General features: G+C 69.3%; 25 protein-coding genes. 18 read left to right on the top strand and 7 right to left on the bottom strand.

Going from position 1 to position 24,370, the window contains the following annotated elements:
• Window positions 1–63 precede the first annotated feature (63 nt).
• Together ACG00X_RS19460 and ACG00X_RS19455 are read left to right on the top strand one after the other, a co-directional pair.
• Window positions 64–1,971: a phosphoenolpyruvate carboxykinase (GTP) gene (locus ACG00X_RS19460; RefSeq protein WP_394490581.1), complete on the top strand. Its 1,908-nt coding sequence runs from the start codon at window positions 64–66 to the stop codon at window positions 1,969–1,971.
• A gap of 132 nt (window positions 1,972–2,103) precedes the next feature.
• Window positions 2,104–2,787, top strand: a complete 684-nt coding sequence (locus tag ACG00X_RS19455) for a CAAX prenyl protease-related protein (RefSeq protein ID WP_394490579.1) — start codon at window positions 2,104–2,106, stop codon at window positions 2,785–2,787.
• 31 nt (window positions 2,788–2,818) lie between these two features.
• Here the strand turns inward: ACG00X_RS19455 and ACG00X_RS19450 are convergent, their stop codons facing one another.
• Window positions 2,819–3,577, bottom strand: a complete 759-nt coding sequence (locus ACG00X_RS19450; RefSeq protein WP_394490576.1) for a helix-turn-helix domain-containing protein — start codon at window positions 3,575–3,577, stop codon at window positions 2,819–2,821.
• A 179-nt stretch (window positions 3,578–3,756) separates the two neighbouring features.
• Here ACG00X_RS19450 and ACG00X_RS19445 point away from each other — a divergent pair, with 179 nt between their 5' ends.
• The 11 genes from ACG00X_RS19445 (at window position 3,757) to ACG00X_RS19395 (ending at window position 13,588) form a co-directional block, all read left to right on the top strand.
• On the top strand, window positions 3,757–4,221 hold the full coding sequence (locus ACG00X_RS19445) for a YiaA/YiaB family inner membrane protein (RefSeq protein ID WP_394490574.1): 465 nt from the start codon (window positions 3,757–3,759) through the stop codon (window positions 4,219–4,221).
• A gap of 13 nt (window positions 4,222–4,234) precedes the next feature.
• The gene (locus tag ACG00X_RS19440) at window positions 4,235–4,657 is read left to right on the top strand and encodes a hypothetical protein (protein WP_394490572.1); all 423 of its coding nucleotides are present in this window, start codon (window positions 4,235–4,237) and stop codon (window positions 4,655–4,657) included.
• Complete coding sequence (locus ACG00X_RS19435) at window positions 4,654–5,430, top strand: DUF2145 domain-containing protein (RefSeq protein ID WP_394490570.1); 777 nt, start codon at window positions 4,654–4,656, stop codon at window positions 5,428–5,430. The genes ACG00X_RS19440 and ACG00X_RS19435 overlap by 4 nt, the downstream gene beginning before the upstream one ends.
• Window positions 5,427–7,325 carry an MFS transporter gene (locus ACG00X_RS19430; protein ID WP_394490568.1) on the top strand — a complete coding sequence of 633 codons (1,899 nt, stop codon included), beginning with the start codon at window positions 5,427–5,429 and terminating at the stop codon, window positions 7,323–7,325. The genes ACG00X_RS19435 and ACG00X_RS19430 overlap by 4 nt, the downstream gene beginning before the upstream one ends.
• A complete protein-coding gene (locus ACG00X_RS19425; protein ID WP_394490566.1) occupies window positions 7,322–7,591 on the top strand; it encodes a hypothetical protein in 270 nt (89 codons plus the stop codon). The genes ACG00X_RS19430 and ACG00X_RS19425 overlap by 4 nt, the downstream gene beginning before the upstream one ends.
• Entirely contained in the window at window positions 7,584–7,862 is a 279-nt protein-coding gene (locus ACG00X_RS19420; protein ID WP_394490564.1) for a hypothetical protein, read from the top strand. The genes ACG00X_RS19425 and ACG00X_RS19420 overlap by 8 nt, the downstream gene beginning before the upstream one ends.
• Before the next feature lie 3 nt (window positions 7,863–7,865).
• Window positions 7,866–8,108 carry a hypothetical protein gene (locus ACG00X_RS19415; RefSeq protein ID WP_394490562.1) on the top strand — a complete coding sequence of 81 codons (243 nt, stop codon included), beginning with the start codon at window positions 7,866–7,868 and terminating at the stop codon, window positions 8,106–8,108.
• Window positions 8,098–8,895, top strand: coding sequence for a prolipoprotein diacylglyceryl transferase (locus tag ACG00X_RS19410; RefSeq protein ID WP_394490560.1), 798 nt, complete (start codon window positions 8,098–8,100; stop codon window positions 8,893–8,895). Before ACG00X_RS19415 ends, ACG00X_RS19410 begins: the two co-directional genes overlap by 11 nt.
• A complete protein-coding gene (locus tag ACG00X_RS19405) occupies window positions 8,892–10,364 on the top strand; it encodes a radical SAM protein (protein WP_394490558.1) in 1,473 nt (490 codons plus the stop codon). The genes ACG00X_RS19410 and ACG00X_RS19405 overlap by 4 nt, the downstream gene beginning before the upstream one ends.
• A gap of 139 nt (window positions 10,365–10,503) precedes the next feature.
• Complete coding sequence (locus tag ACG00X_RS19400; RefSeq protein WP_394490556.1) at window positions 10,504–11,334, top strand: phosphate/phosphite/phosphonate ABC transporter substrate-binding protein; 831 nt, start codon at window positions 10,504–10,506, stop codon at window positions 11,332–11,334.
• A gap of 43 nt (window positions 11,335–11,377) precedes the next feature.
• A complete protein-coding gene (locus ACG00X_RS19395) occupies window positions 11,378–13,588 on the top strand; it encodes a sensor histidine kinase (RefSeq protein ID WP_394490554.1) in 2,211 nt (736 codons plus the stop codon).
• Window positions 13,589–13,623: 35 nt separating this feature from the next.
• Here ACG00X_RS19395 and ACG00X_RS19390 read toward each other — a convergent pair whose 3' ends face one another.
• Window positions 13,624–14,121 carry a hypothetical protein gene (locus ACG00X_RS19390; RefSeq protein ID WP_394490552.1) on the bottom strand — a complete coding sequence of 166 codons (498 nt, stop codon included), beginning with the start codon at window positions 14,119–14,121 and terminating at the stop codon, window positions 13,624–13,626.
• Window positions 14,122–14,160: 39 nt separating this feature from the next.
• The gene (gene tgt, locus ACG00X_RS19385; RefSeq protein ID WP_394490549.1) at window positions 14,161–15,288 is read right to left on the bottom strand and encodes a tRNA guanosine(34) transglycosylase Tgt; all 1,128 of its coding nucleotides are present in this window, start codon (window positions 15,286–15,288) and stop codon (window positions 14,161–14,163) included.
• Between the two features lie 41 nt (window positions 15,289–15,329).
• Here tgt and ACG00X_RS19380 point away from each other — a divergent pair, with 41 nt between their 5' ends.
• On the top strand, window positions 15,330–15,920 hold the full coding sequence (locus ACG00X_RS19380) for an IMPACT family protein (RefSeq protein WP_394490547.1): 591 nt from the start codon (window positions 15,330–15,332) through the stop codon (window positions 15,918–15,920).
• A 112-nt stretch (window positions 15,921–16,032) separates the two neighbouring features.
• The gene (locus ACG00X_RS19375) at window positions 16,033–17,874 is read left to right on the top strand and encodes a DEAD/DEAH box helicase (RefSeq protein WP_394490544.1); all 1,842 of its coding nucleotides are present in this window, start codon (window positions 16,033–16,035) and stop codon (window positions 17,872–17,874) included.
• On the opposite strand, the gene queA is transcribed toward ACG00X_RS19375, so the two are convergent.
• Window positions 17,867–19,024, bottom strand: a complete 1,158-nt coding sequence (gene queA / locus ACG00X_RS19370; RefSeq protein ID WP_394490542.1) for a tRNA preQ1(34) S-adenosylmethionine ribosyltransferase-isomerase QueA — start codon at window positions 19,022–19,024, stop codon at window positions 17,867–17,869. The two genes, ACG00X_RS19375 and queA, sit on opposite strands and share 8 nt — an antisense overlap.
• A 118-nt stretch (window positions 19,025–19,142) precedes the next feature.
• Between queA and ACG00X_RS19365 the strand changes: the two genes are divergently transcribed.
• The 3 genes from ACG00X_RS19365 to recG are packed head-to-tail and all read left to right on the top strand — an operon-like array spanning window position 19,143 to window position 22,002.
• On the top strand, window positions 19,143–19,514 hold the full coding sequence (locus ACG00X_RS19365) for a TraR/DksA family transcriptional regulator (RefSeq protein ID WP_394490540.1): 372 nt from the start codon (window positions 19,143–19,145) through the stop codon (window positions 19,512–19,514).
• A gap of 28 nt (window positions 19,515–19,542) precedes the next feature.
• On the top strand, window positions 19,543–19,911 hold the full coding sequence (locus ACG00X_RS19360; protein WP_394490538.1) for a hypothetical protein: 369 nt from the start codon (window positions 19,543–19,545) through the stop codon (window positions 19,909–19,911).
• Between the two features lie 30 nt (window positions 19,912–19,941).
• Complete coding sequence (gene recG, locus ACG00X_RS19355) at window positions 19,942–22,002, top strand: ATP-dependent DNA helicase RecG (RefSeq protein ID WP_394490536.1); 2,061 nt, start codon at window positions 19,942–19,944, stop codon at window positions 22,000–22,002.
• 44 nt (window positions 22,003–22,046) lie between these two features.
• Here the strand turns inward: recG and ACG00X_RS19350 are convergent, their stop codons facing one another.
• The 3 genes from ACG00X_RS19350 to ACG00X_RS19340 all read right to left on the bottom strand — a co-directional run bounded on the left by ACG00X_RS19350 (window position 22,047) and on the right by ACG00X_RS19340 (window position 24,242).
• Complete coding sequence (locus tag ACG00X_RS19350; RefSeq protein WP_394490534.1) at window positions 22,047–22,241, bottom strand: hypothetical protein; 195 nt, start codon at window positions 22,239–22,241, stop codon at window positions 22,047–22,049.
• A 115-nt stretch (window positions 22,242–22,356) separates the two neighbouring features.
• Window positions 22,357–23,481 carry a 6-phosphofructokinase gene (locus tag ACG00X_RS19345; RefSeq protein ID WP_394490532.1) on the bottom strand — a complete coding sequence of 375 codons (1,125 nt, stop codon included), beginning with the start codon at window positions 23,479–23,481 and terminating at the stop codon, window positions 22,357–22,359.
• A gap of 56 nt (window positions 23,482–23,537) precedes the next feature.
• A complete protein-coding gene (locus ACG00X_RS19340; RefSeq protein WP_394490530.1) occupies window positions 23,538–24,242 on the bottom strand; it encodes a peptidylprolyl isomerase in 705 nt (234 codons plus the stop codon).
• Window positions 24,243–24,370: the final 128 nt, after the last annotated feature.

Raw genomic sequence — 24,370 nt, 5'->3', positions numbered from 1 at the left:
CCTGGTGTGCTTGGGCCAGCTCCGGGGTTGTCCCAAACACATCCCCATGATCGGAGCTTTCCCATGAACCAACCCGCCATGCAGGGCTTGCAGCTGAACCTGCCCGCCTATGTCAAGAACGCCCGGCTCATCGCCTGGGTCGCCGAGATCGCCGCGCTGACCGAAGCGCGCGATGTCTACTGGTGCGACGGCAGCACGGACGAGTACCTGCGCCTGTGCGAGCAACTCGTCGCCGCCGGCACGTTCAAGAAGCTCAATCCGGTGCTGCGGCCCGGCAGCTACCTCGCCAATTCCGACCCCAGCGACGTGGCTCGCGTGGAGGACCGCACCTTCATCTGCTCGGCTCGCCAGCAAGACGCCGGCCCGACCAACAACTGGATGGCGCCGGCCGAGATGCGCGAGCTGCTGCAGACCGGTGACAAGGCGCTGTTCAAGGGGTGCATGCGCGGCCGCACGCTGTATGTGGTGCCGTTTAGCATGGGCCCGCTGGGCTCGCCCATCGCCCACATCGGCGTGGAGCTCAGCGACAGCCCGTACGTCGCCGTCAACATGCGCCTGATGACGCGCATGGGCCGCGCCGTCGTCGAGCTGCTGGGCGCTGACGGCGAGTTCGTGCCCTGCGTGCACACGGTGGGTGCGCCGCTGCAGCCGGGCCAGCAGGACGTGGCCTGGCCCTGCAACAAGACCAAGTACATCGTCCACTACCCCGAGACGCGCGAGATCTGGAGCTATGGCTCCGGCTACGGCGGCAACGCGCTGCTGGGCAAGAAGTGCTTCGCGCTGCGCATTGCGTCGACCATGGGCCGCCAGGCTGCCCAAGGGCCCTCCGGCAGCCCGGGCTGGCTGGCCGAGCACATGCTGGTGCTGGGCGTGCAGAGCCCGACGGGCAAGAAGATGCACGTGGCCGCCGCCTTCCCCAGCGCCTGTGGCAAGACGAACTTCGCGATGCTGATCCCGCCGGCCGCGTTCAACGGCTGGAAGATCACCACCATCGGTGACGACATCGCCTGGATCAAGCCCGGCGCCGATGGCCGCCTGTATGCGATCAACCCCGAGGCGGGTTATTTCGGCGTCGCCCCGGGCACCAACTCGCACACCAACCCCAACTGCATGGCCAGCCTGCAGCGCGACGTGATCTTCACGAACGTGGCGCTGACGGACGACGGCGACGTGTGGTGGGAAGGCATGACCGACACCCCGCCGGCCCACGCCATCGACTGGCAGGGCAAGGACTGGACCCCGGCGATCGCCAAGGAAACCGGCGCCAAGGCGGCGCATCCCAACGCGCGCTTCACGGTGGCCGCCACGAACAACCCCGCGCTGGACCCGAACTGGGACAACCCGGCCGGTGTGCCCATCGACGCCTTCATCTTCGGCGGCCGCCGCTCCACCACCGTGCCGCTGGTGACCGAGGCGCGCGACTGGACCGAAGGCGTCTACATGGCCGCCACGATGGGTTCCGAGACCACCGCCGCCGCCGCCGGCCAGCAGGGCGTGGTGCGCCGCGACCCGTTCGCGATGCTGCCCTTCATGGGCTACAACATGGCCGACTACTTCCAGCACTGGCTGGACCTGGGCGCCAAGCTGAAGGCCGTCTGCGACAAGACCGGCGCCAAGCTGCCGGCCATCTACTGCGTCAACTGGTTCCGCAAGGACGCTTCGGCCAAGTTCGTCTGGCCCGGCTACGGCGAGAACATGCGCGTGCTGAAGTGGATGCTGGACCGCCTGGAAGGCCAGGGCGGCGGCCAGGAGCATGTGTTCGGCGTCACACCCTCGTATGCCGACCTGAACTGGGACGGCCTCGCCTTCACGCAGCAGCAGTTCGACACGGTCACCCGCATCGACGCCACCGAGTGGCGGGCCGAGATGGTGCTGCATGCCGAGCTGTTCGCGCAGCTGGCCGAAGGCCTGCCGGCGGAGTTGCCAGCCACCAAGGCGCGCATCGAGGCGCGCCTGGCCGAGCTGGGCTGAGCCAGTCGGGGCGGGGCGGGCGCCGGCGTGGTGCTCGCGCTTTCAGGCGACAGGCCCGGCCGGCCGCGCCCCTGCGCTTCGGGGGGCCGCGTCGCCGGCCACCTCGCGCCGCCCCGCTAAGCTCCTGCCGCCATGCCTGCCGCCCCGCCCGCGCTCAGCCCAGCCGCCCTCGCGCGCTGCATTCCCTTCGCCGTCTTCATGGCCTTGCTGGCCCTGCGCGGCTATCTGCCCGGCAGCCTGGGCCTGGACGCACGCTGGATCTACGGCGCGCAAACCTTCATCGTCGCCGGGCTGCTGGCCTTCTACTGGCGCGGCTACGGCGAGCTGGCGCGGCAGAACCTGCCCGAGGCACGCGAAGTCGGGTGGTCCGTCGTCGTCGGCATCGCGGTGTTCGCGCTGTGGGTGCAGCTGGACGCGCCATGGATGCAGCTGGGCCAGGCCGCGGCCAGCTTCGTGCCGCTGGACCTCAACGGCCAGCCCATCTGGACCCTGATCGCGCTGCGCCTGGCGGGCGCGGCGCTGGTGGTGCCGGTCATGGAGGAGTTGTTCTGGCGCGGCTTCCTGATGCGCTGGGTGCAGCACCCCGCCTTCGAGCGGGTCGACCCGCAGACGGTCGGCTACAAGGCGGTGCTGCTGTCGACCTTCGTGTTCACGCTGGCGCACACGCTGTGGCTGGCCGCCATCGTCGCCGGGCTGGCCTATGCGCTGCTGTACCGCCGCACCGGCAAGCTCTGGACGGCCGTCATCGCGCACATGGTGACCAACGGCCTGCTGGGCCTGTGGGTCATCTGGACAGGGCGCTGGGAATTCTGGTGAGCCCGGCGTCACCGGCGCCGCGCGGCCGGCGTCAGCCCCGCCGCAGCCCCAGGCCGGGTCGTTCGAGGTCGCGGAAGGCTTCGAACACCCACGACCGCAGGCCGATGACGACGCTGTAAGGCCGCTTCTCGGCGGCGGGCAGTTTCTGGTCCAACAGATGCTGGCGGGCGAAGTCGTCGGCGGTGCGCCGCAGGCGCTCGGCCAGCTCGCGCGCATGCCCGGCGCCGAACTCGCCGTGCACCAGTGTCAGCAGCTCGCCCTCGCCGTCGAAGCCGCCGGCAAAGAAGTCGGCCATCACCCGCTCGCGGAAGAACTGCATCACCGGCCCCTGCGGGCGCCAGCGCAGCGTCTTGGCCACCTTGAGCCGGTAGCGGTTGTGCGGGCGCAGTTCGATCACGCCCAGCCGATCCAGCTGGGCCAGCGCCGCGACGCCATCCGCCTCACTGAGGCGGTAGCGCGCGAGCACGTCCTCCAGCGCCCATTGGCTCAGGCAGCAGATCGCCACCAGCAGCAGCTTGGCATCGGCCACGACGGCCTTCTCCTGCTCCAGGCTCAGCTCGCGCTGTGCGGGCGCGCGGTTGCCCAGGCGCGCGGCCAGCTCCACGAACTCCAGCTCCAGCACGCGGCAGATCTCGTCCACGCGTGACAGCGGCATCTCGCCGCCGGGCGCCAGCATGCGCTTCACGCTGGACTCCGACAGCCCCAGCTCCCGCGCCAGGTCGGCATAGCTCAGGCCCTGGGCCTTCAACTCGCCCTTGAGCAGGGCGACGAGGGATTGCGTGCTCGACATGGGGGCGAACGGTAGCGCATGACGGCACCTGCAGCGGCGAGTTCGCCCCAGAAACCGCCCACGGGTAGCGCCGAACGCTACCGGCCGGGTCTCGGCATGCACCTCGGCAGGATTCGCCGCACCAAACGCGGCAGCCGCACGCATCATCCGGCCCATTCCAAGCCATACGGAGTTATTTCATGTCCTCCCCCATGTCCATCCGCCGCGACACCAGCGCCTGGCGCCTGCAGGTCTGGGTGTCCTTCGGCCTCAGCGCGCTGCTGTGCGCATCGGGCCTGGCCTGGCTGCCGGGCGCCGACCTGGACCGGGCTTTCATGATCATGGGCTATGTGTTTTGCCTGTCCACGGCCTTCGCGCTGGCCAAGTTCGTCCGCGACAACCAGGACCGCCGCGTGGACACGCCGATGTGGCGCCTGGTCGTGTGGGGCGGTTTCGCACTGGCCATGGGCCTGACGGGCTGGGGCCTGTACCGCATGGAGATCCAGCCGGTCTGGAAGGCCTACCTCGGCGTCTGCTGGCTCTACCTCATCTCGAACGTCTTCACGCTGGCCAAGATGCTGCGCGACGCGCACGAGGCCGACCTGATGGCCGCCCGCCTGCACGGCCGCCGCGAAGCGATGGCCGCCACCGCCGACAACACCTGACCCGGAGCCCGCCATGAAAGCCCTGCTTGCCACCTGCACCCTGTCGCTGGCGCTCGCCGCGCAGGCCCAGTCCGAACTCAGCGCGATCTCGGTCGCCCCCGCGGCCTTGTCGGCCACGGCCGTCAGTGCCACCGGCGCGGCGCTGAGCGTCGCCCCGGCCGCGCTGCTGGTGTCGGGGGTGACGCTGGTGGTCGTCAGCGTGGAGGTCGTCGGCGGCGCCACCGTGTGGGTGCTGGCGCGGGCGTCCGACGGCGTGCGCATCAGCCTGCGCACCGCCGGCCGGCTCGCCGAGGGGCTGGCCGTCTCCGCGGGCACGGCCGTGTCGGTCACCGTCATCGGCTCGGGCGTCGTGCTGTCGGCGCTGGGGGAGGCCATCGCCTTCATCCCCAACGAGATCGGCAAGGCGCTGCTCTACAACGAGCGGGTGAGCCGGTGAAGGCCGCCGCCGCTGCGGCGCTGCTCGTGGCGGGCGCGACTGCCCATGCCGGCCGCCCCTGCGAGGAGAAGCCGCCCACAGTTGGCCAGATCGAGCAAGGCCTGGCCCTCGCCCAGGCCACCGCCCGCCAGCTCGACGCCAGCGGCGCGCAGGTCGTGCTGCTGGCCCGCGCCGGGCAGGACCTGTCCAAGTACGGCCTGCAGTGGTCGCACCTGGGTTTCGTCTACAAGGACGCGACGGCCGGCGCCTGGCGCGTCGTGCACAAGCTCAACCACTGCGGCACCGACCATGCCGCGCTGTACCGCCAGGGGCTGGGCGAGTTCTTCCTGGACAACCCCAAGCGCTACGAGGCCGCCTACGTCGTGCTCAGCCCCGAGCTGCAGCAGGCCCTGTTGCCGGTGCTGGCCGACAACGGCCGCGTCGCCCGGTTCAACGAGCGCCGCTACAGCATGGTGGCCTACCCGTTCGCAACGACCTACCAGCAAAGCAACCAGTGGGTGCTGGAGACCCTGGCCGGCGCGGCGGCGCCGGGGGTCGGCAGCCGGCGCGATGCACAGGCCTGGGTGCGCGCGCAGGGCTACCGGCCCACCGACCTGCACCTCTCCACGCTGACGCGGCTGGGCGGGCGGCTCACACAGGCCAACATCGCTTTCGACGATCATCCGAGTGCGCGCCGCTTCACGAGCCATATCGACACGGTCACCGTGGACTCCCTGTTTGCCTGGCTGCCGCGCGTCCAACTGTCAGATACACCGCATATCGTCCGGAAATGAGCACCGAACACCCGAACCAGTTCGCCCTGCTGGGCCAGCGCCGCTTCGCCCCGTTCTTCTGGACGCAGTTCCTCGGCGCGGCCAACGACAACATCTTCAAGTTCGCCTTCACGCTGATGGTGACCTACCAGCTGCAGCTGAGCTGGCTGGAGCCGAAGATGGCGGGCCTGGTCATCGGCGCGCTGTTCATCCTGCCCTATGTGCTGTTCTCGGCCACCAGCGGCCAGCTGGCCGACAAGCACGACAAGGCGCGGCTCATGCAGCTCGTGAAGAGCCTGGAGATCGCCATCATGGCCATCGCGGCCTGGGGCTTCTGGACGGTCAACGTGCCGGCGCTGCTGGGCTGCGTGTTCCTGATGGGCCTGCACTCCACGCTGTTCGGGCCGGTGAAGTACGCCTACATGCCGCAGCAGCTCAACGAGCGCGAGCTGACCGGCGGCAACGGCATGGTGGAGATGGGCACTTTCGTCGCCATCCTGCTGGGGCAGTTGCTGGGCGGCGTGCTGGTGGACACGCCCGTCGTCGGCCCGCAGCACGTGGCGATCGCCTGCCTGGTGCTGGCCGTGCTGGGCCGCGCGACGGCGCAGGCCATCCCGGCAAGCCCGTCCACCGACCCCGGCCTCGTCATCAACTGGAACCCCATCACCGAGACCTGGCGCAACCTCAAGCTCGCGCACGAGCACCTGGCCGTGTTCCGCTCGCTGCTGGGCATCTCGTGGATGTGGTTCTTCGGCGCGGTGTTCCTCAGCAACTTCCCGGCATTCGCGAAAGAGGTGCTGCATGGCAGCCCGCAGGTGGCCTCGCTGCTGCTGGCGGTGTTCTCCATCGGCATCGGCATCGGCTCGCTGCTGTGCGAGGTGCTGTCCAAGCGGCATGTCGAGATCGGCCTCGTGCCGCTGGGCGCCATCGGCATGAGCGTGTTCGCCATCGACCTGTATTTCGCCGCGACCGGCCTGCCCGCCGCCGATCCCTACACCGTGGCCGGCTTCCTGGCCGTGCACGCGCACTGGCGTGTGCTGGCCGACCTGGGGCTGCTGGCGCTGTTCGCCGGGCTCTACAGCGTGCCCATGTATGCGCTGATCCAGCTGCGCGCCCAGCCCAGCCACCGCGCGCGCATCATCGCGGCCAACAACATCCTGAACGCGGTCTTCATGATCGCCAGCAGCGTCATCGCTGGCGCCATGCTCGGCGCGGGGCTGACGATTCCGCAGGTCTTCCTCGCGGTGGGTATTGCCAACGCGGTGGTGGCGGCCTACATCTTCCTCATCGTGCCGGAGTACCTGCTGCGCTTCGTGGCCTTCGTGCTGACGCGCATCGTCTATCGCTTTCGCATCGTGCATGACGAGCGCCTGCCCACCAAGGGCGCCGCGGTGCTGGTGTGCAACCACGTCAGCTTCGTCGACGCCGTGCTGCTGATGGCCGCCAGCCCCCGGCCCATCCGCTTCCTGATGGACCACCAGATCTTCAAGATCCCCGTGCTGGGCTGGATGTTCAAGCTCGCCAAGGCCATTCCCATCGCGCCGGCCAAGACCGACCCGGCCACCTACGAGGCCGCCTTCGCCGCCGCGCGCGCCGTGCTGCAGGACGGCGAGATGGTCTGCATCTTCCCCGAGGGCGGCATCACGCGCGACGGCACGTTGCAACCGTTCAAAGGCGGCGTCATGAAGCTCATCGACGGCCTGCCCGATGTGCCGGTCATCCCGATGGCGCTGGGCAACCTGTGGGGCAGCTTCTTCTCGCGCGTCGAGGGCGGCAAGGCCATGACCAAGCCGCTGCGCCGCGGGTTCTGGAGCCGCATCAGCCTGACGGTGGACGAGCCGCTGAAGCCGGCGGATGTGTCGCCCGAGGTGCTGCAGGAGCGGGTGGCCAAGTTGCTGGCAGCGCCCACCGCATGAGTTCCGAGTTGCCACCTGTCGCCCGCGCGTTGATGGTCCTTGCGCTGGCGGCGGTCACGTTGGGCTTTGGGGCCATCGGGCTGTGCGGCGGCTATTTCACGTTGATGACCATCCCGGCATTGCTGCAGGGGCACGTCGACGCGACGATGTTCCTGATCATCTCCGTGCCCTGCCTGATCGGCGGTATCGCCGTGATCAAGGTCTGTGCCGGCAAGATGCGGCGCCTGATGTCCGCGTCACGACCGCCGGATCGTCCTCATGAGTGAGGACGCCGGTTCCAAGATCGGCCGCTTCATCGTCGCCGCGCTGCTGATGGTCGGCACACTGGGCTTCGGTGCAGCCGGCCTGTGCGGTGCGGCGTTCACGGCCCTGTCGCTGCCGGCGCTGCTGTCGAGCGGCACCGACAACTATGTCGGCGCGGTGTTCGTCATCGCGATTCCCAGCCTGCTGATCGGCGGCGGGCTGGCCTGGTGGTGTGGACGCCTGCTGCTGAGGCAGGCGAGGCGCAACAACTCATCGAGACCCGAGGAGCAGTGATCCATGCGTGACGTGATCGTCTTCGTGCTGAAGGCTGCGGCAACCGGCTTTCTGCTGCTCTTCGTGCTGGGCTTCGGCGCCCTGGGCCTGTGCGGGACGATGGGCCTGGCCAGCCATGAGTTCTTGACGGGCCTGCTGTTCGTGGTCGTCGCCGGCGCGGCGATCTGGGGGCTGATACGGCTCATCATGGGCCTGTGGTCATCGGGCGACGACGACCGCGACGGGCCGGCTGACGATGACGCTTGACGCCCAACTGGCGGGTTGGGTGCACAGCGCCTTCGCCTGGGCCGGCATGGCCTGGGGTGCGGCCATGTGGCGGGCCACGCTGAAGCGCCAGCCCACCGGCGGCGCGCTGGCGCCGGGCAATTTCGCCGTGCTCGTGGGCCTGCTGCTCGGCGCGGCGCTGGGCAACAAGGGCGTGTTCCTGATGGAGCGGCCCGACGTGGCGCTGGCCATGTGGCAGGGCCAGCCCGTCTGGCCCGGCCAGAGCATCGTCGGCGGGCTGCTGGGAGGGCTGATCGGCGTGGAGATCGCCAAGGCGCTGACCGGCCAGACCCGCAGCACCGGCGACGCGATGGTGTGGCCCATCGCCGTGGGGCTGGCCATCGGCCGCGTCGGCTGCTTCCTCGCCGGCCTGCATGACGACACCTACGGCCTGCCCACCACGGCGCCCTGGGGCGTCGATTTCGGCGACGGCGTGCCGCGCCACCCGACGCAGCTCTACGAGATCGCCGCCGTGCTGCCGCTGGGTTATGTGCTGCACCGTGCCCGCTTCGCCACGCCGGGGCTGGCGTTCAAGGCCTTCCTGGCCGGCTACCTGTTGTGGCGCTTCGCCATCGAGTTCCTCAAGCCGGTGCCGGTGGCCTGGCCGCTGGGCTTGTCGGGCATCCAGTGGACCTGCGCCATCGCGCTGCTGCTGTACGCCCCCTTCCTGGCCCGCGCCTGGCGGGCCGAGCGCCGGGCCGCCCCAGGCCGGCCCACCGTCCCCTCGGGGGACCGACCGGCCTACCCGCCGGGCCAGAGGCAGAGATGACCCGCAAAGTTCGCCCCTACCTGTTCTACGACACCACGCAGTCCGTCTGCACGACCTGCCTGCGCCCCGTGGAGGCCAAGATCGTCATCAAGGACGGCCAGGTCTTCATGGACAAATGGTGCCCGGCGCACGGCACCGAGCGCGTGCTCGTCAGCGACGACGCCGACTACTACCGCCTGTGCCGCGAGGTCTATGTGAAGCCGCCGGAAATGCCGCAGCGCTTCGCCACGCCCATGCAGTACGGCTGCCCCTACGACTGCGGCCTGTGCCCCGACCACATGCAGCACAGCTGCCTGTCCATCGTCGAGATCAGCGACCACTGCAACCTGCGTTGCCCCACCTGCTATGCGGCCTCCGGCCCCGAGCGGCTCACGCACCGCACGCTGGCGGAGGTGACGGCGATGCTGGACGCCATCGTCGCCAGCGAGGGCGAGGCCGACGTCGTGCAGCTCTCCGGTGGCGAGCCCACGCTGCACCCGCAGTTCTTCGACATCCTCGACGCGGCGAAGGCCCGGCCCATCAAGCATCTGATGGTCAACACCAACGGGCTGCGCATCGCGCAGGACCCGGCCTTCGCCGAGCGGTTGGCGAGCTATGCGCCGGGGCTGGAGGTCTACCTGCAGTTCGACTCGCTGCGGCGCGAGGCGCTGATGGACCTGCGCGGCGCCGACCTGCGCCGGCCGCACGACGAAGCGCTCGCGCGGCTGGAGGCACTGGGCCTGTCCACCACGCTGGTGATGACCGTCAAGCGCGGCGTCAACGACGACGAGATCGGCGACGTGATCCGCCACGGCCAGGCGTTCACCTGCGTGCGCGGCGTGACGCTGCAGCCCATCCAGAACGCCGGCCGCGTGGAGGCCTATGACGCGGCCAAGCACCGCCTCACGGTCAGCGAGCTGCGCCGCCGCATCGCCGAGCAAAGCGGCGTGTTCACCGCCGCCGACGTATTGCCCGTGCCCTGCAACCCCGACACGCTGGCCATGGCTTACGCCATCCGGGGTGAAGGCGGCCTGGTACCGCTGACGCGCTATCTCGATGCCGCCACGCTGCTGTCCGGCGAGCGCAGCACCATCGTCTTCGAGGGCGACCCGGCGTTGAAGGCCGCCGTGTTCAAGCTGTTCTCCACCAACCACTCGCCCGAGAGCGGCGCCAACTGCCTGTCGGAGCTGCTGTGCTGCCTGCCGAAGATCGCTGCGCCGCAGCTCAGCTACCGCGACGTGTTCCGCGTCCTCATCGTGCAGTTCATGGACGCGCAGTCGCTGGACATCCGCGCGCTCAAGAAGAGCTGCATCCATTTCGCGCGCCCCGATGGGCGGCTCATCCCGTTCGAGGCCTACAACCTGTTCTACCGCGACGAACGCCAGCGTGAACTCGCCGCCATCCGCGCCGAGATCGACCAGGCGCGCGTGGCGCGGCGGGTTGCCGGTGGCGTCCCTGTCGCATTCAGCCCACGCGTCGTGGTCGATTGACGCGCCCGCGGCGGCGCAGGAGTTCACGCTCCAGGGCGCCAACAAGGGCAAACACCGGGTGCAGCCCCACGCAAGGCTGCGAAATTCGCGGGCCATGACCACAATGGGTGCCCGAACGTTCTTCAACGCCGCAAGACCGATGAAAGCCTTCGCCCTGCTGCTGGCCGCAGCCAGCTTCGCGCTGCCCTCGCTCGCGCAGACGGAGTACCGCTTCTCGCCGGTCAATCAGGCCAACCTGGCCACGGCGGCGGCCTACTGGAATCCCATCGTCGCCTACGTGTCGGAGAAAAGCGGCGTGCGACTGTCGCTCAAGCTCGGGCGCACCTCGGTCGACACGACAGCCTTTGTGCTGGCGCAGGAGGTGGAGTTCGCCTTCACCAACCACCTGTTCAGCCCCGAGCGCGAGCAGATGGGCTGGAAGGTGTTCGGCCGGCGCAACACGCCCCCGCTGCACGGCCAGATCGTCGTCGCGGCGGACTCGCCCATCCGCAACCTGGCCCAGCTGGCGGGCAAGGACGTCGGCTTCCCCGGCCCCGAGGCCTTCATCGCCTACAAGACCACCTATGCCCAGCTGCTGCAGCAGAAGGTCGACGTGCACCCGGTCTTCTGCGGCAACATGGACGGCGCCTTTGCCCAGCTCGTCAGCGGCAAGGTTGCCGCCGTGGGGGCGAACTCCCAGCTCGTCGAGGGCTATGCCCGCCGCGAGGGCCGCAAGTTCCGCGTGCTGTGGACGTCGGAGCCCTATCACGACCTGGCACTCATGGTGTCGCCCAAGGTGCCTGCGGCCGATGCGCAGGCGGTGGCCCGGGCCTTCATCGGCATGGCCCACGACCCGCAGGGCCGGCAGGTACTGGCCGCCGGCGCCCAACTGGTCGGGCTGCCGGCCGATGCCCATTTCGTGGCCTCCGATGGGCGCGAATACCTGCCCTATCGGCGCTTCTACGAGGCGGCGCCAGCGGCGCTGCGCTGATGGCCGCGCCGCCGTCGCCCGCCACCGGCTGATGAACTCGGCGATGCCCCGGATCCACGCGCTGCTGCCCCGCTCCCTGCTGCGACGGGTCATGCTGCTGTATGCGGCGGCGCTGGCGCTGCTGGTGGTGTCGGGCTTCGCGGTCTTTCTGAGTTATGCGGCGTCGGCCATGCTGGAGGACGCCGAGGGCGATGCCCAGGCCATGATGGCGCTGCTGTCGCCGGCCGTCGCCGACGCGGCCGTCATCGGCGACTACGACACCATCCAGCGCACGCTGGACCGAACCATCGCCCATCCGCTGTTCAGGGGCGCCGCCTTCATCGACCTGAAGGGCGGGCGCATCGAGGTCGCGCGCCGGGGCCATCCCACCCCGGTGCCGCCGGGCTGGTTGACCCGGCTGGTGGCCACGCAGGAGGCGCCGCTCAGCGTGCCGATCAATGTCGGCGGGCGCCACTATGGCGACGTTCACCTGGCGATCTGGAGCGAACGCGTCGCCGCCGAGATCTGGGAGGTGGCGCAGCTGACGGCCGTGCTGGCCAGCATCGGCATCGTGGCGGGCGTGTCGCTCGTCTGGTGGCCGCTGCGGCGCTGGCTGGGCCAGCTGGACCGCGTGCGCGACCTCGGCGCGCGCTTGCAGCAAGGTGGGCAGGCCGTCCTGCCGATGGCCACCGACGAGGCGCCGCTGGAGTTCCAGCGCACCTTCGAGGTGGTCAACCAGGTCGCGGCGTCGCTGCAAGCCGAGCGCGCGCAGGCGGCAGTCACGCTGGCCTCCATCGCCGAGGGGGTGGCCACCGTGAACCGGGCCGGCGTGGTGGTGCTGGCCAACCCGGTGCTCGGGCGGCTGCTGGGCTGCGACAGCAGTGCGCTGCTGGGCCAGCCCATCGCCCAGCAGCTGCCGGAGCTGTCGATCGACGCAACGCCGGACGACGGCTGGCACGGCCGGCGTTTCGAGCGCGGCGAGCGCGTGCTCGAAGCCAGCCTGGCGCCGGTCCGCTCGGATCGGGGCGAGCCCGCCGGGGCGGTCATCGTGCTGCGCGATGTCAGCGAGCAGCAGGCCCTGGAGAACCGCCTGCGTGCCGAGCTGGAGGCCCGTTCGCATGCGATGGACGCCATGAGCGAGATGCTGGGCGCGGCCGGTGCGGCGGCAGCTGGCGCGCGCGCCGGGGCGATCGAGCAGCTGTCCAGCCAGGTCGGCGATCTGGTGACCCGGCTGCGCCGCCAGACGGGCCAGCTGCATGCCATCTTCAACCTGACACCCGATGGCTTCATCGCCTTCGATGCCCAGCGCCGCGTGCAGTACATCAGCCCCGCCTGTGTCTTCCTGACGATGCTGCCGGACCGCGACCTGCTGGGCAAGGACGAGGCGGGCCTCGCAGCGCTGCTGCAGGGGCGCTTCGCCGAGCCCGAGACGCAGCGCCCGCTGCGGCTGCAGGAGCTGCGCGAGGCGCCGCGCATCGTGCAGATGGCCAAACCCATGCAGCGCATCCTGTCGCTGGCGCTGCACGATGGCGGCGACGAGGAGACGCCGCAGCTGCTGCACATCCGCGACATCAGCCAGCAGTTCGAGCTCGACCGGCTGAAGAGCGAGTTCATGACAGCCGCGGCCCACGAGCTGCGCACGCCCATGACCAGCATCTACGGCTTCGTCGAGTTGCTGATCCACCGCGAGCTGCCGCCCGAGCGCCACCGCGAGCTGCTGCAGCGCGTGCACCGGCAGAGCCGCGCGATGATGGACATCCTCGACGAGCTGCTGGACCTGTCGCGCATCGAGGCCCGGCGCGCGCTGGACTTCAACTTCCAGCCGGTGTGCCTGGACGACTTGCTGCGCCACACGCTGGACGACTTCGGCGTGCCGCCCGAGCGCGAGCCGCCCGCGCTGACGCTGGCGGCCGAGCCGCTGTGGGCGCAGGTGGACGCCGGCAAGCTTGGCCAGGCGCTGCGCAACCTGCTGTCCAACGCCTACAAGTACTCACCCGACGGCGGGCCCGTGGCCATGCGGCTGATGCCGGTCGGCGAGACGCATGTCGACATCGAGGTCGAGGACCACGGCATGGGCATGACGCCGCAGGAGTTGGACCGCGTGACCGAACGCTTCTACCGCGCTGACCGCTCCGGCGCCATTCCGGGCACCGGCCTGGGCATGGCCATCGTCAAGGAAATCATCGAGCTCATGGGTGGCAGCCTGCTGCTGCGCAGCGAGCCCGGACAGGGCACGACGGCCACGCTGCGCCTGCGCCGCATCGCAGCGCCTTGACCTGGCTGGACTTGCATTGACGCCTGGCAGCGGCTTCAGCCCCCCCGCCAGGCCCGCCACCGGCGCGCCACCCGGCGCTTGACCGCGCGGGCCATGCGCCACACGGCACTGGCGCGCACCCACGCGAGCAGGTCGGCCTTCCAGGCCGTCCAGCGGCCGTACAGGCGAGCGAACCATGGCAGCTGCATCAGCGCCGGCTGGATGAGCTGGAAAAGCCAGGCCAGCAACGCCGTGCCGAACAGCTTGGCGCCAATGATGATGAGCACCCCCAGCAGCGCATGCCCCTGGGCCACCAGCCAGACGGCCGCCAGCTTGATCGGCAGGATCAACAGGCTGGGCAGCACCAGCACGACGAAGGCCCAGCGCGGCGGCAAGCGCTTCAGCAGCGCCTCGACCTGCCGGATGACGGGCAGCTTCGCGATCAGCGCAAACACGCGCCGCAGCGGCTCCCAGCCCCATTCCTCGAAGAGGATCAGCAGCGCCAGGAGGGCACGAACCAGCCAGCGCAGTGGGGCGAGCAGGGTTTTCAGCATGCCGCTATGTTGGGGCCGCTGAACGGATTCACCAGGAGGTCAGATGCCCCGGGCCCGGTCCGCGTGGAACTGCTGCTTCCAGGCCTCGAAGCGGCCGGCGTCGAGCGCGTCGCGGATCTCCTGCATCAGGTTCAGGTAGTAGTGCAGGTTGTGGATGCTCGTCAGCATCGGGCCCAGCATCTCGCCGCAGCGGTCCAGGTGGTGCAGGTAGGCGCGGCTGAAGCCCTTGCAGCATTCGCAGCTGCAGGTCTCGTCCACCGGCTTCTCGTCGGCCTTGTAGCGCGCGTTGCGAAGCCGCAGGTCGCCGAAGCGCGTGAACAGGTGGCCGTTGCGCGCGTTGCGCGTGGGCATGACGCAGTCGAACATGTCGATGCCCTGGCTCACGCCTTCCACCAGGTCTTCCGGCGTGCCCACGCCCATCAGGTAGCGCGGCTTGTTGGCGGGCAGTTGGTGGCCGGTGTGCTCGAGGATGCGCTGCATCTCGGCCTTGGGCTCGCCGACCGACAGGCCGCCGATGGCGTAACCGGGCAGGTCCAGGGCCGTCAGCCCGGCCAGCGACGCGTCGCGCAGGTTCGTGAACATGCCGCCCTGCACGATGCCGAACAGCGCGTTGGGGTTCTCCAGCCGGCCGAACTCGTCGATGCAGCGCTTGGCCCAGCGCAGGCTCAGTTCCATCGACGACCGGGCCTCGCGCTCGGTCGTCAGCACGCCCTTGGTCTCGTAGGGGGTGCACTCGTCGAACTGCATGACGATGTCGGAGTTCAGCACGGTCTGGATCTGCATGCTGACCTCGGGCGTCAGCAGCAGCTTGTCGCCGTTGACGGGCGACGCGAACTTGACGCCTTCTTCGCTGATCTTGCGCATGGCGCCCAGGCTCCACACCTGGAAGCCGCCCGAGTCGGTCAGGATGGGCTTGTGCCAGCTCTCGAAGCGGTGCAGGCCGCCGAACTGCGTGATGACGTCCAGGCCCGGCCGCATCCACAGGTGGAAGGTGTTGCCCAGGATGATCTGGGCGCCCATCTCCTCGAGGGAGCGCGGCGTGACACCCTTGACCGTGCCATAGGTGCCCACGGGCATGAAGATGGGGGTCTGCACGACGCCGTGGTTGAGCGTGAGCGTGCCGCGGCGGGCGCGGCCTTCGGTCTTGAGGAGGTCGAACTTCAGCATGGAGCGCGGATTGTCGCAGCCGCGACCGGACAATGCCGTGCATGGCCCTGACCCTGAGCGCCCCGGCGCAGTACGAACTGGTCGTCAAGAAAAGCCGCTTCCTCGGCTGCGTGGAGCCCTGCGCCGACCGCGCGGCGGCGCTGGTGCGCGTGGCCGAGCTGCGCGCGCTGCACCCTGGGGCCGCGCATGTCTGCTGGGCGCTGCTGGCGGGCGGGCACTCCGCCGCCAACGATGACGGCGAGCCCGGCGGCACGGCCGGCCGGCCCATGCTGGACGTGCTGCGCCACCAGGGCCTGGACGGCGTGCTCGCCACCGCCGTGCGCTACTGGGGCGGCGTGAAGCTGGGGGCGGGCGGCCTGGTGCGGGCCTACACCGACTGCATCGCGCAGGCGCTGCTGACGGCCGACAAGATCGTCACCGTGCCGATGCGATCCCTGCGATGCACGCTGCCATACGCGATGGAAGGCATGTTGCGCCGCGAACTCACGCTGAGCGGTGCTAAGTTGCTCAGCATGAAGCATGGCGCACAGGTCGAGCTGGAGTTCCGCCTCGCCGACGACGACGCCAAGGCCCTCGTGGAGCGCCTGGGGGAAGCGGGCAACGGCAAGATCGGGTGGCTAGATCCCACATAGGATGTTGCGGGCGGGATATCCCGCGCGCAACATCCCTCCGGGCCCTCGCTGCTAGCCGCACCGATTCATGGTTAGTACCAAGCACGGAAAAGCACCGAGACGGCGAATCAAGATGGCAACACTCATCCCGACTTTGGGAAGCTGCGTTTCCCGCATGACCAGTGGCGAACGCCGACTGGCAGAGCGCCTCGAAGCGAAGTTGGACGATGACTACCTCCTTTGGTACGACGTGCCGATGGGCCCTAGCAATGCCCATCCGGACTTCTGCGTGCTGCATCCCCGGCGCGGCATGCTCATCCTGGAGGTCAAGGACTGGCGGCTGAGCACCTTGCACAAGATCGACCGGCACACCTGGGAGATCCTGGTCAACGGGCAAACCAAGTGCGTGATCAATCCCTTGGAGCAGGCGCGCCAGTATGCGCATCAGGTCGTCAACGCGCTGGAGCGCGACCCGCAACTGGTCCATGCCGAAGGCAGCCATCGCGGCAAGCTGGCCTTTCCGTGGAGCTACGGCGTCGTGCTTGCCAACATCACGCGACGACAGTTCGAACAGGCCGAATTGCAGCACGCCATCGACCCGGATCGCGTGCTCTGCCAGGACGAGATGCTTGAGGGCGTCGAGCCCGAGGCATTGCAGAGCCGGTTGTGGGGCATGTTCCCATTCATGATGCGCGGCGTGATGAGTCTGCCCCAATGTGATCGCGTGCGATGGATCATGTTCCCGCAGGTGCGGGTTCCCTCGTCTGACGATCTGTTCGACAGCGATACGAACGAAGAGGCAGAGCTGCCCGAGATCATGCGGGTGATGGATCTGCAGCAGGAGCAGCTGGCCCGGTCACTGGGCGACGGCCATCGCGTCATTCACGGCGTTGCTGGGTCCGGCAAGACGATGATACTGGGCTACCGCGCCGAGTTGCTCGCTCGCACCAGCGGCCTGAATAGCAAACCCATCCTTGTCTTGTGCTTCAACGAGCCCTTGGCGGTCAAGCTGGCTGCCACGATGGCCTCCAAGGATCTGGGCGGTCGCGTGCATGTACGCCATTTCCACAAATGGTGTCGCGATCAACTGGTCACCTTCGGCCAGACCTTGCCCGGAAAGATGGGCGCCCAGCAGTACGTGCAGGCGCTGGTCGATGGCGTCATCCGCAGCGTCGAAAACCGACAGATCCCGAGCGGTCAGTACCAGGCCGTCCTGATCGACGAAGGTCACGACTTTGCCCCTGAGTGGCTCAAGCTGGTCACGCAGATGGTCGACCCGAGCACTAACAGCCTGCTGTTGCTCTACGACGATGCGCAGAGCATCTATGAACGCCGGCGTACGCAGCAGTTCAGCTTCAAAAGTGTCGGCATCCAGGCCCAGGGGCGCACGACGATATTGAAAGTCAACTATCGCAACACGCGCCAAATCCTGCAGGTGGCTGCTGCCATCGCCGCCGACCTGCTGACGCCCGACGACAGTGATGAAGACGGCATTCCACTGCTCAAGCCCATCGGTTGCGGTCGCGACGGCGAAGCCCCGTTGATCATCCGATTGCCCACACTACACGAAGAGGTGTGGGCCATCGCCACCTCGTTGAGACAGGCGCATCAGCAGGGCCACGCTTGGGGTGAGATGGCCGTCCTGTGTGCCGACTGGAAGACCATGGACCTATGCGCTGCCGTCTTCGCGGAGCAGCGTCTGCCCAGCAATGTGCGCAAGGGGACGGGTGACTACAGGCCCGATGCGAACGTCATTCAAATCATGACCATGAGGGTCAGCAAGGGCTTGGAGTTTCCAGTCGTTGCACTGCCTGGCATCGGCCACCTGCCTGCGACAGGCGATGACGAGAAGGAGGCTGCACGCGTGCTGTATGTCGCCGCTACGCGAGCAACCGAAAAGCTCGTGCTCGGATTGGGTGGTAACAGCAGCTTCGCGGCACGCCTGAGCGCACAAGCACGCACCGGAGTCAAGTGACTGCGGTCGCCGCTCCACCTTCCTGACGCTCCAGCAGCATCGCGTCCCCGTAGCTGAAGAAGCGATAGCGCTGCGCAATCGCGTGGCGGTACAGCGCCATCACCTGGGCATGGCCGGCCAGTGCGCTGACCAGCATCATCAGCGTGCTCTTGGGCAGGTGGAAGTTGGTGACGAGGCGGTCGACGACGCGGAACTCGAAGCCGGGCGTGATGAAGATGTCCGTCTCGCGGGCGCCGGCCTGCAGCTGGCCGCCGCGCGCGGCGGATTCCAGCGCGCGCAGCGTCGTCGTGCCCACGGCCACCACCCGGCCGCCCCGCGCGCGGCAGGCGGCCACGGCGTCGACGGTGGCTTGCGGCACGTCGAACCATTCGCTGTGCATCTTGTGGTCGGCCAGGCGGTCAACGCGCACCGGCTGGAAGGTGCCGGCACCGACGTGCAGCGTCACGTGCGCGCGCTCCACACCGCGCTCGGCCAGGCGCGCGAGCAGCGCCTCGTCGAAATGCAGCGCGGCGGTTGGTGCCGCCACCGCGCCGGGCTCGCGGGCGAACACCGTCTGGTAGCGGCGTTCGTCATCGGCGTTGTCGACATGCTCGATGTAGGGCGGCAACGGCACGTGGCCGTGGGCCTCCAGCAGCGCGAACGGATCGCCGGCAAAGCGCATATGGAAGAGGCCTTTGTCCGGCCCGCAGCGGCCCAGCACCTCGGCGTCGAAGGCGTCGGCAAAGCGCACGCGGCTGCCCGGCTTGGGGCTCTTGCTGGCGCGTAAGTGCATCCAGACCTCGCCTGCCGGCGCGGGGCCGCCCCGAGCCGGCTGCGCCCCCTCGGGGGGCAGCGGATGCGCAGCATCTGCGGGGGGGCTCGTGGAGCAGCCGGGCAAGACGCGCTCGACCAGCGCCTCGACGTTGCCGCCCGTCGCTTTCACGCCGTACAGCCGCGCCTTGATGACGCGCGTGTTGTTGAAGACGAGCAGGTCGCCGGGCGACAGCAGCTCGGGCAGCTCGCGGAACACGCGGTCCACGGGCGCAGGGCCGGTGGCGTCCAGCAGCCGCGAGGCGCTGCGCTCGGCGGCCGGATGTTGCGCGATGAGTTCGGGCGGCAGATCGAAGTCGAAATCGGCGACGGTGTGCGCGGGGGCGGCGGGAAGATTCATGGTGTATTTGAGGGCCTGACAGACCCGTGCCAAAGGGCAGGCATTCTCCCTCGCCCACTCTTGACCCACCTCAAAGAGCGCGGGCACCGGCAGTGGGAGCATGGGCTCAGGAGGTTCCATGAGCACATCCCTCACCCCCGGACAACACGCGCTGCTGGAAAGCGAGCTGCAGCTTGCGCGGCGGCAGGCGCATGCCGCGCTGCAGGCTCAGCGCGACGGCGGCGACCGCCTCGACCACGCCGCCGCCCTGGTGGCGGAGGACCCGCGCGAGCTGCGCGAGCACGAGGCCGACCGTGAGCTCGACCAGATCCGCGACGCCCACCTGGTGGCCGAACTGCAGGCCATCGACAACGCGCTGGAGCGCCTGAAGCAACCCGGCTTCGGCCGCTGCATCGACTGCGCTGCCGCCATTCCCTTCGACCGCCTGCAGCGCCAGCCCCAGGCGCTGCGCTGCGTCCCCTGCCAGTCCGCCGCCGAGGCGGCTCGCTGAACCTTTCCGTCTTTCGAGGAGAAAACTGATGTTCCACGCCGTCGTCCATCTCGATCACCACCACGCGCAGGTGCTGCATTTCGATGCCCACCAGGTTCACGCGGCCCGCATCGAGCCCCACAACCGCCGCCCGCACGGCCATGACGAGCGGGCCGAGCACGCGCTCTTCGAGGCGGTGTGCCAGGCCGTGCAGGACACGCCCGAGGTGTTGGTGACCGGTGCCCATGTGGTGCTGGGCCAGCTGCGCCACTACATCGAGGAACACCGCCCGCAGCTGGCGCCGCGCATCGCCGACTACCGGCCCGCCGCCCCGCTCAGCGAAGGCCAGCTGCTCGCGCTGGCACGCCAGTTCTTCGTCTCGTACGACCGCATGGCCGGCGTGCCGACACCGACCTGAGCCCCCACGGGCGCCCGCACAATGCGGGCCATGCCCGAGGCCTCCGCCGCGCCCCCACCCGCCAAGCCGAGCAAATCCGCGCCGCAGAAGGCGATGGAGAAGCTCGGCCTGGTGCGTGACATCGACCTCGCGCTGCACCTGCCGCTGCGCTACGAGGACGAGACGCGCATCACCCCCATCGCCGCGCTGCACGACAACGAGCCCGCGCAGGTGGAAGGCGTCGTCGTGGACTGCCAGGTTGAGCTGCGCAGCCGCCGCCAGCTGCTGGTGCGCGTGAAGGACGACAGCGGCACGCTGCTGCTGCGCTTCCTGCACTTCTACCCGTCGCAGCAGAAGCAGATGTCGGCCGCAACGCGCCTGCGTGTGCGCGGCGAGGCGCGCATCGGCTTCTTCGGCCGCGAGATGGTGCACCCGGTCGTCAAGGTCGTCGACGACGACACGCCGCTGGCCGCATCGCTGACGCCTGTCTACCCGGCCTCGGCCCAGCTGCCGCAGGCCTACCTGCGCAAGGCCGTGGCATCGGGGCTGGCGCGGGCCGACCTGCGCGAGATCCTGCCGCCGGGCGTCGTGCCGCGCGGGTTGCCGTCGTTGAAGGACGCGCTGAACTATCTGCACCACCCGCCGCCCAGCGCGTCGCAGGAGGCCCTGCACGAGCACCATCACCCGGCCTGGCACCGGCTCAAGTTCGAGGAACTGCTGGCGCAGCAGCTGTCGCAACTGCAGGCGCAGCGCGAGCGCGCAAGGCTGGTGGCGCCGGCGCTGCAGGGGCGGCCGGGCGGGCTGCACGAGAAGCTGCTGGCCGTGCTGCCCTTTCAACTGACCGGTGCCCAGCAGCGCGTGGCCGAGGAGATCGCCCGTGACCTGGCCCGGCCCCAGCCCATGCACCGGCTGCTGCAGGGTGATGTGGGCTCGGGCAAGACCGTGGTCGCTGCGTTGGCGGCTGCCGTCGCCATCGACGCCGGCTGGCAGTGCGCGCTGATGGCGCCCACCGAGATCCTGGCCGAGCAGCATTTCCGCAAGTTGATCGGCTGGCTGGAGCCGCTGGGCCTGCGTGTTGCGTGGATCACCGGCAGCGTGAAGGGCAAGGCGCGGCAGAAGATGCTGGAGGCGGCCGCGTCGGGCGAGGCCCAACTCGTCGTCGGCACGCATGCGGTCATCGAGGACAAGGTGAAGTTCGCGAAGCTGGGCCTGGCCATCATCGACGAGCAGCACCGCTTTGGCGTGGCTCAACGCCTCGCGCTGAGGAACAAGCTCAAAGCAATGGATTTGGAGCCGCACCTGCTGATGATGAGCGCCACGCCCATCCCGCGCACGCTGGCGATGACCTATTTCGCCGACCTTGACGTGTCGACGATCGACGAGTTGCCGCCCGGCCGCAGCCCCATCGTCACCAAGGTGTTCACCGAGTCCAAGCGCCACGACGTCGTCGACAAGATCCGCATGGCGGTGGCCGACGGCGCGCAGGTGTATTGGGTCTGCCCGCTGGTCGAGGAGAGCGAGGCCATCGACCTGCGCAACGCCACCGAGACCCACGCGGAACTGAGCGCCGAGCTGGACGGCCACGCGGTGGGCCTGCTGCACGGCCGCATGTCGCCGGCCGACAAGGCCGCCGTGATGGCGCAGTTCTCCAGCGGCGCGATGAGCGTGCTGGTGGCTACCACCGTCATCGAGGTGGGCGTGGACGTGCCCAACGCCAGCCTGATGGTCATCGAGCATGCCGAGCGCTTCGGCCTGGCGCAGCTGCACCAGCTGCGCGGCCGCGTGGGGCGGGGCGCGAAGGCGAGCGTCTGCGTGCTGATCTACACGCCGCCGCTGTCCGACACCGGCAAGTCGCGCCTGAAGGCCATGGCCGAGACGACCGACGGCTTCGAGATTGCGCGCCGCGACCTGGACATCCGCGGCCCGGGCGAGTTCATGGGCTCGCGCCAGAGCGGCGCCGAGCTGCTGCGGTTTGCCGACCTGCAGGAGGACGCACCGCTGCTCGTCGCCGCGCGCGAGCTGGCACCGCGGCTGCTGGACGAGCACCCCGAGGCCGCGCAGCGCCAGGTGGCGCGCTGGCTCGGGACGAAGGCGGAGTTCCTGAAGGCATAGGGCCTGTTTACCCTACGGGAGTAGGGTAAACAGGCCCTAGCCGCTTACTTGCAGCTGAAGCTCTTGGCGCTGACTTCCTTGACGTTGCCGGCACCGCAGGCGAGCAGCGCGCGGTCGCTGTTCTTGGCCAGCGTGTCGGCGTCGGCGGCGTTGAACGAGCTGGAGGGCGGCGCGAAGACGCAGGCGCTGAGCAGGGCGGCGGCGGACAGGGCGACGCCCAGGGAAGCGATACGGGTCATGACGAGTTTTTCGTGGGAGTGAAAGACGGGCGCAGCCTAAGCGATGGTGCGAGCGGGGTCGCGCGGGCTGCGACGAGCTGCACGACGGCGGGGTCAGGCCGCAGCGCGGGCGGGTTCAGACGCCCAGGCAGATGCCCAGGTCGCGCGCGGTGGCCAACGTGTCGCCGTCCAGCGGCACGGCTTTCATGCGGCCGGCCACATCGGCCAGCGGCACGGGCTGCACGTCGCGGCCGGTCAGCGCCACCATGACCCCCTGCTGCCCGGCGGCCAGCGCACGCACGGCGGCCGCGCCGAAGCGCAGCGCGGCCACGCGGTCGAAGGCGGTCGGGCTGCCGCCGCGCAGCAGGTGGCCCAGCACGACGCAGCGCGCGTCCTTGCCGGTGAGCCGGCCCAGGGCCTGGCTGACCTGCTCGCCCATGCCGCCCAGGCGCTCGGCATGGCCGGCCTCGGCCGGCCCGAGCAGCGCGCGGTGGCCCTCGCGTGGGCAGGCGCCCTCAGCGACGACGACGAGGGAATAGGCTTGGCCCCGCGCCTCACGCGCGGCAACCAGCGCCGCCACGGCGGCCAGGTCAAACGGCAGCTCGGGCAGCAGGATGGCGTGCGCGCCACCCGCCAGCCCGGCATGCAGTGCGATCCAGCCGGCATAACGCCCCATCACCTCGACGACGATGATGCGGTGATGGCTGGCGGCGGTGGTGTGCAGGCGGTCGATGCACTCGCTGGCGAACGCCACGGCGGTGTCGAAGCCGAAGGTCGTCACCGTGCCATCGAGATCGTTGTCGATGGTCTTGGGTACGCCGACGACACGCAGCCCGCGCTGCGCCAGCCGGTGGGCGATGCCCAGCGAGCCGTCGCCCCCCACAGCCACCAGTGCATCCACGCGCTCGCGGGCCAGCGCGTCCAGCAGGTCCTGCGAGCGGTCGAGCGTCGCGACGCTGCCGTCGGGCCGCGGCGTCGGGTAGGCGAAGGGGTCGCCCTTGTTCGTGGAGCCGAGCAACGTGCCGCCCAGCGCCGCAATGCCGTCGACGCGCTCGGGCGTCAGCTCGACGCAGCCGTCTCCGGCGCGGTAGCGCTCGGGCCGCAGCAGGCCGTCGTAGCCGTCGCGGATGCCCAGGCAGGTCCAGCCCTGCTGCAATGCCGCGCGCGTCACGGCCTGGATGACGGCGTTCAGGCCGGGCGCGTCGCCACCGCCGGTGGTGAGGGCGATGCGGCGGATGGCTGGGGCGGCGATATCGGGCATGGCCGCGAGTCTGCCACCGGGCGCGCCCGCAGCGGCGGGTGGCGATGAGACAGGCCTTACTTCAGCCGCTGCATCCAGTACACCAGCACCTCGGTGCGCGGCTCGATGTCCGTCTGGCTGTAGGTGTAGGTCGGCACGACGTTGATGGCGTCCAGCGTGTTCAGGCCGGAGATGATGCGGCCGAACACCGCGTAGCCGGGGTTGCTGGTGCTTTGGTAGTCGAGGCTGGTGTTGTCCACGACGTTGAAGAAGAACTGGCTGGTGGCCGAGTCGGCCTCGCTGCGGCGGGCCATGGCGAGGGTGCCGCGCAGGTTGGACAGGCCGTTGTTGCTTTCCAGCTTGATGGGTGCGTACAGCGGCGTCTTTGCCACCATGCCCGAGGTGTAGCCGCCGCCCTGGATGACGAAGTCGCGGTCCACGCGGTGGATCAGCGTCTTGGTGTAGAAGCCCGCGGCGACGTACTTGTAGAAGTTGGCCACCGTCTGCGGGGAGTAGGTGTCGTACAGCTCGACGACGATCTCGCCGCTGCTGGTCAGCATGCAGACCGTGGGCCAGGTGCTGGCCGTGGATGCGGCCAGGCCGGCGGCACTGCACGACAGCGTGGGCGCATTCGCCACCGGGTTGGGGACCGGATACGGCGTGCCGCCGCCGCTACCACTGCCACCACCAACCTCGACGTCCACGCCGCCTCCGCAGGCGCTCAGCAGTGCCGTTGTGCAGAAGGCCACGGCAAAACTCGACAGGCGTTGGAACAGATTCATGGCGGTCTCCGGCATTGGGGGCTTAACGTGGGGCAGGACCAGGCGTTGACGTTGCCTTACAAGCCTTTACATCCGGTGGCTTCTATATAGTCTGCGCCGCCACCCGAACTGGGCGGTAGCCCCTTTCT

Origin of the sequence: Pelomonas nitida, from assembly GCF_043555975.1 — a bacterium.
GTDB classification, from domain to species: Bacteria; Pseudomonadota; Gammaproteobacteria; order Burkholderiales; family Burkholderiaceae_C; genus Pelomonas; species Pelomonas nitida.
Note: the sequence above shows the minus strand (reverse complement) of the source record. Positions and strands in the feature narration are given on the sequence as shown.

Coding starts and splice junctions, on each gene's coding strand:
- ACG00X_RS19460 (WP_394490581.1), top strand. CDS start 64: ATGAACCAACCCGCCATGCAGGGCTTGCAGCTGAACCTGCCCGCCTAT.
- ACG00X_RS19455 (WP_394490579.1), top strand. CDS start 2,104: ATGCCTGCCGCCCCGCCCGCGCTCAGCCCAGCCGCCCTCGCGCGCTGC.
- ACG00X_RS19450 (WP_394490576.1), bottom strand. CDS start 3,577: ATGTCGAGCACGCAATCCCTCGTCGCCCTGCTCAAGGGCGAGTTGAAG.
- ACG00X_RS19445 (WP_394490574.1), top strand. CDS start 3,757: ATGTCCTCCCCCATGTCCATCCGCCGCGACACCAGCGCCTGGCGCCTG.
- ACG00X_RS19440 (WP_394490572.1), top strand. CDS start 4,235: ATGAAAGCCCTGCTTGCCACCTGCACCCTGTCGCTGGCGCTCGCCGCG.
- ACG00X_RS19430 (WP_394490568.1), top strand. CDS start 5,427: ATGAGCACCGAACACCCGAACCAGTTCGCCCTGCTGGGCCAGCGCCGC.
- ACG00X_RS19425 (WP_394490566.1), top strand. CDS start 7,322: ATGAGTTCCGAGTTGCCACCTGTCGCCCGCGCGTTGATGGTCCTTGCG.
- ACG00X_RS19420 (WP_394490564.1), top strand. CDS start 7,584: ATGAGTGAGGACGCCGGTTCCAAGATCGGCCGCTTCATCGTCGCCGCG.
- ACG00X_RS19415 (WP_394490562.1), top strand. CDS start 7,866: ATGCGTGACGTGATCGTCTTCGTGCTGAAGGCTGCGGCAACCGGCTTT.
- ACG00X_RS19410 (WP_394490560.1), top strand. CDS start 8,098: ATGACGCTTGACGCCCAACTGGCGGGTTGGGTGCACAGCGCCTTCGCC.
- ACG00X_RS19405 (WP_394490558.1), top strand. CDS start 8,892: ATGACCCGCAAAGTTCGCCCCTACCTGTTCTACGACACCACGCAGTCC.
- ACG00X_RS19400 (WP_394490556.1), top strand. CDS start 10,504: ATGAAAGCCTTCGCCCTGCTGCTGGCCGCAGCCAGCTTCGCGCTGCCC.
- ACG00X_RS19395 (WP_394490554.1), top strand. CDS start 11,378: ATGCCCCGGATCCACGCGCTGCTGCCCCGCTCCCTGCTGCGACGGGTC.
- ACG00X_RS19390 (WP_394490552.1), bottom strand. CDS start 14,121: ATGCTGAAAACCCTGCTCGCCCCACTGCGCTGGCTGGTTCGTGCCCTC.
- tgt (WP_394490549.1), bottom strand. CDS start 15,288: ATGCTGAAGTTCGACCTCCTCAAGACCGAAGGCCGCGCCCGCCGCGGC.
- ACG00X_RS19380 (WP_394490547.1), top strand. CDS start 15,330: ATGGCCCTGACCCTGAGCGCCCCGGCGCAGTACGAACTGGTCGTCAAG.
- ACG00X_RS19375 (WP_394490544.1), top strand. CDS start 16,033: ATGGCAACACTCATCCCGACTTTGGGAAGCTGCGTTTCCCGCATGACC.
- queA (WP_394490542.1), bottom strand. CDS start 19,024: ATGAATCTTCCCGCCGCCCCCGCGCACACCGTCGCCGATTTCGACTTC.
- ACG00X_RS19365 (WP_394490540.1), top strand. CDS start 19,143: ATGAGCACATCCCTCACCCCCGGACAACACGCGCTGCTGGAAAGCGAG.
- ACG00X_RS19360 (WP_394490538.1), top strand. CDS start 19,543: ATGTTCCACGCCGTCGTCCATCTCGATCACCACCACGCGCAGGTGCTG.
- recG (WP_394490536.1), top strand. CDS start 19,942: ATGCCCGAGGCCTCCGCCGCGCCCCCACCCGCCAAGCCGAGCAAATCC.
- ACG00X_RS19350 (WP_394490534.1), bottom strand. CDS start 22,241: ATGACCCGTATCGCTTCCCTGGGCGTCGCCCTGTCCGCCGCCGCCCTG.
- ACG00X_RS19345 (WP_394490532.1), bottom strand. CDS start 23,481: ATGCCCGATATCGCCGCCCCAGCCATCCGCCGCATCGCCCTCACCACC.
- ACG00X_RS19340 (WP_394490530.1), bottom strand. CDS start 24,242: ATGAATCTGTTCCAACGCCTGTCGAGTTTTGCCGTGGCCTTCTGCACA.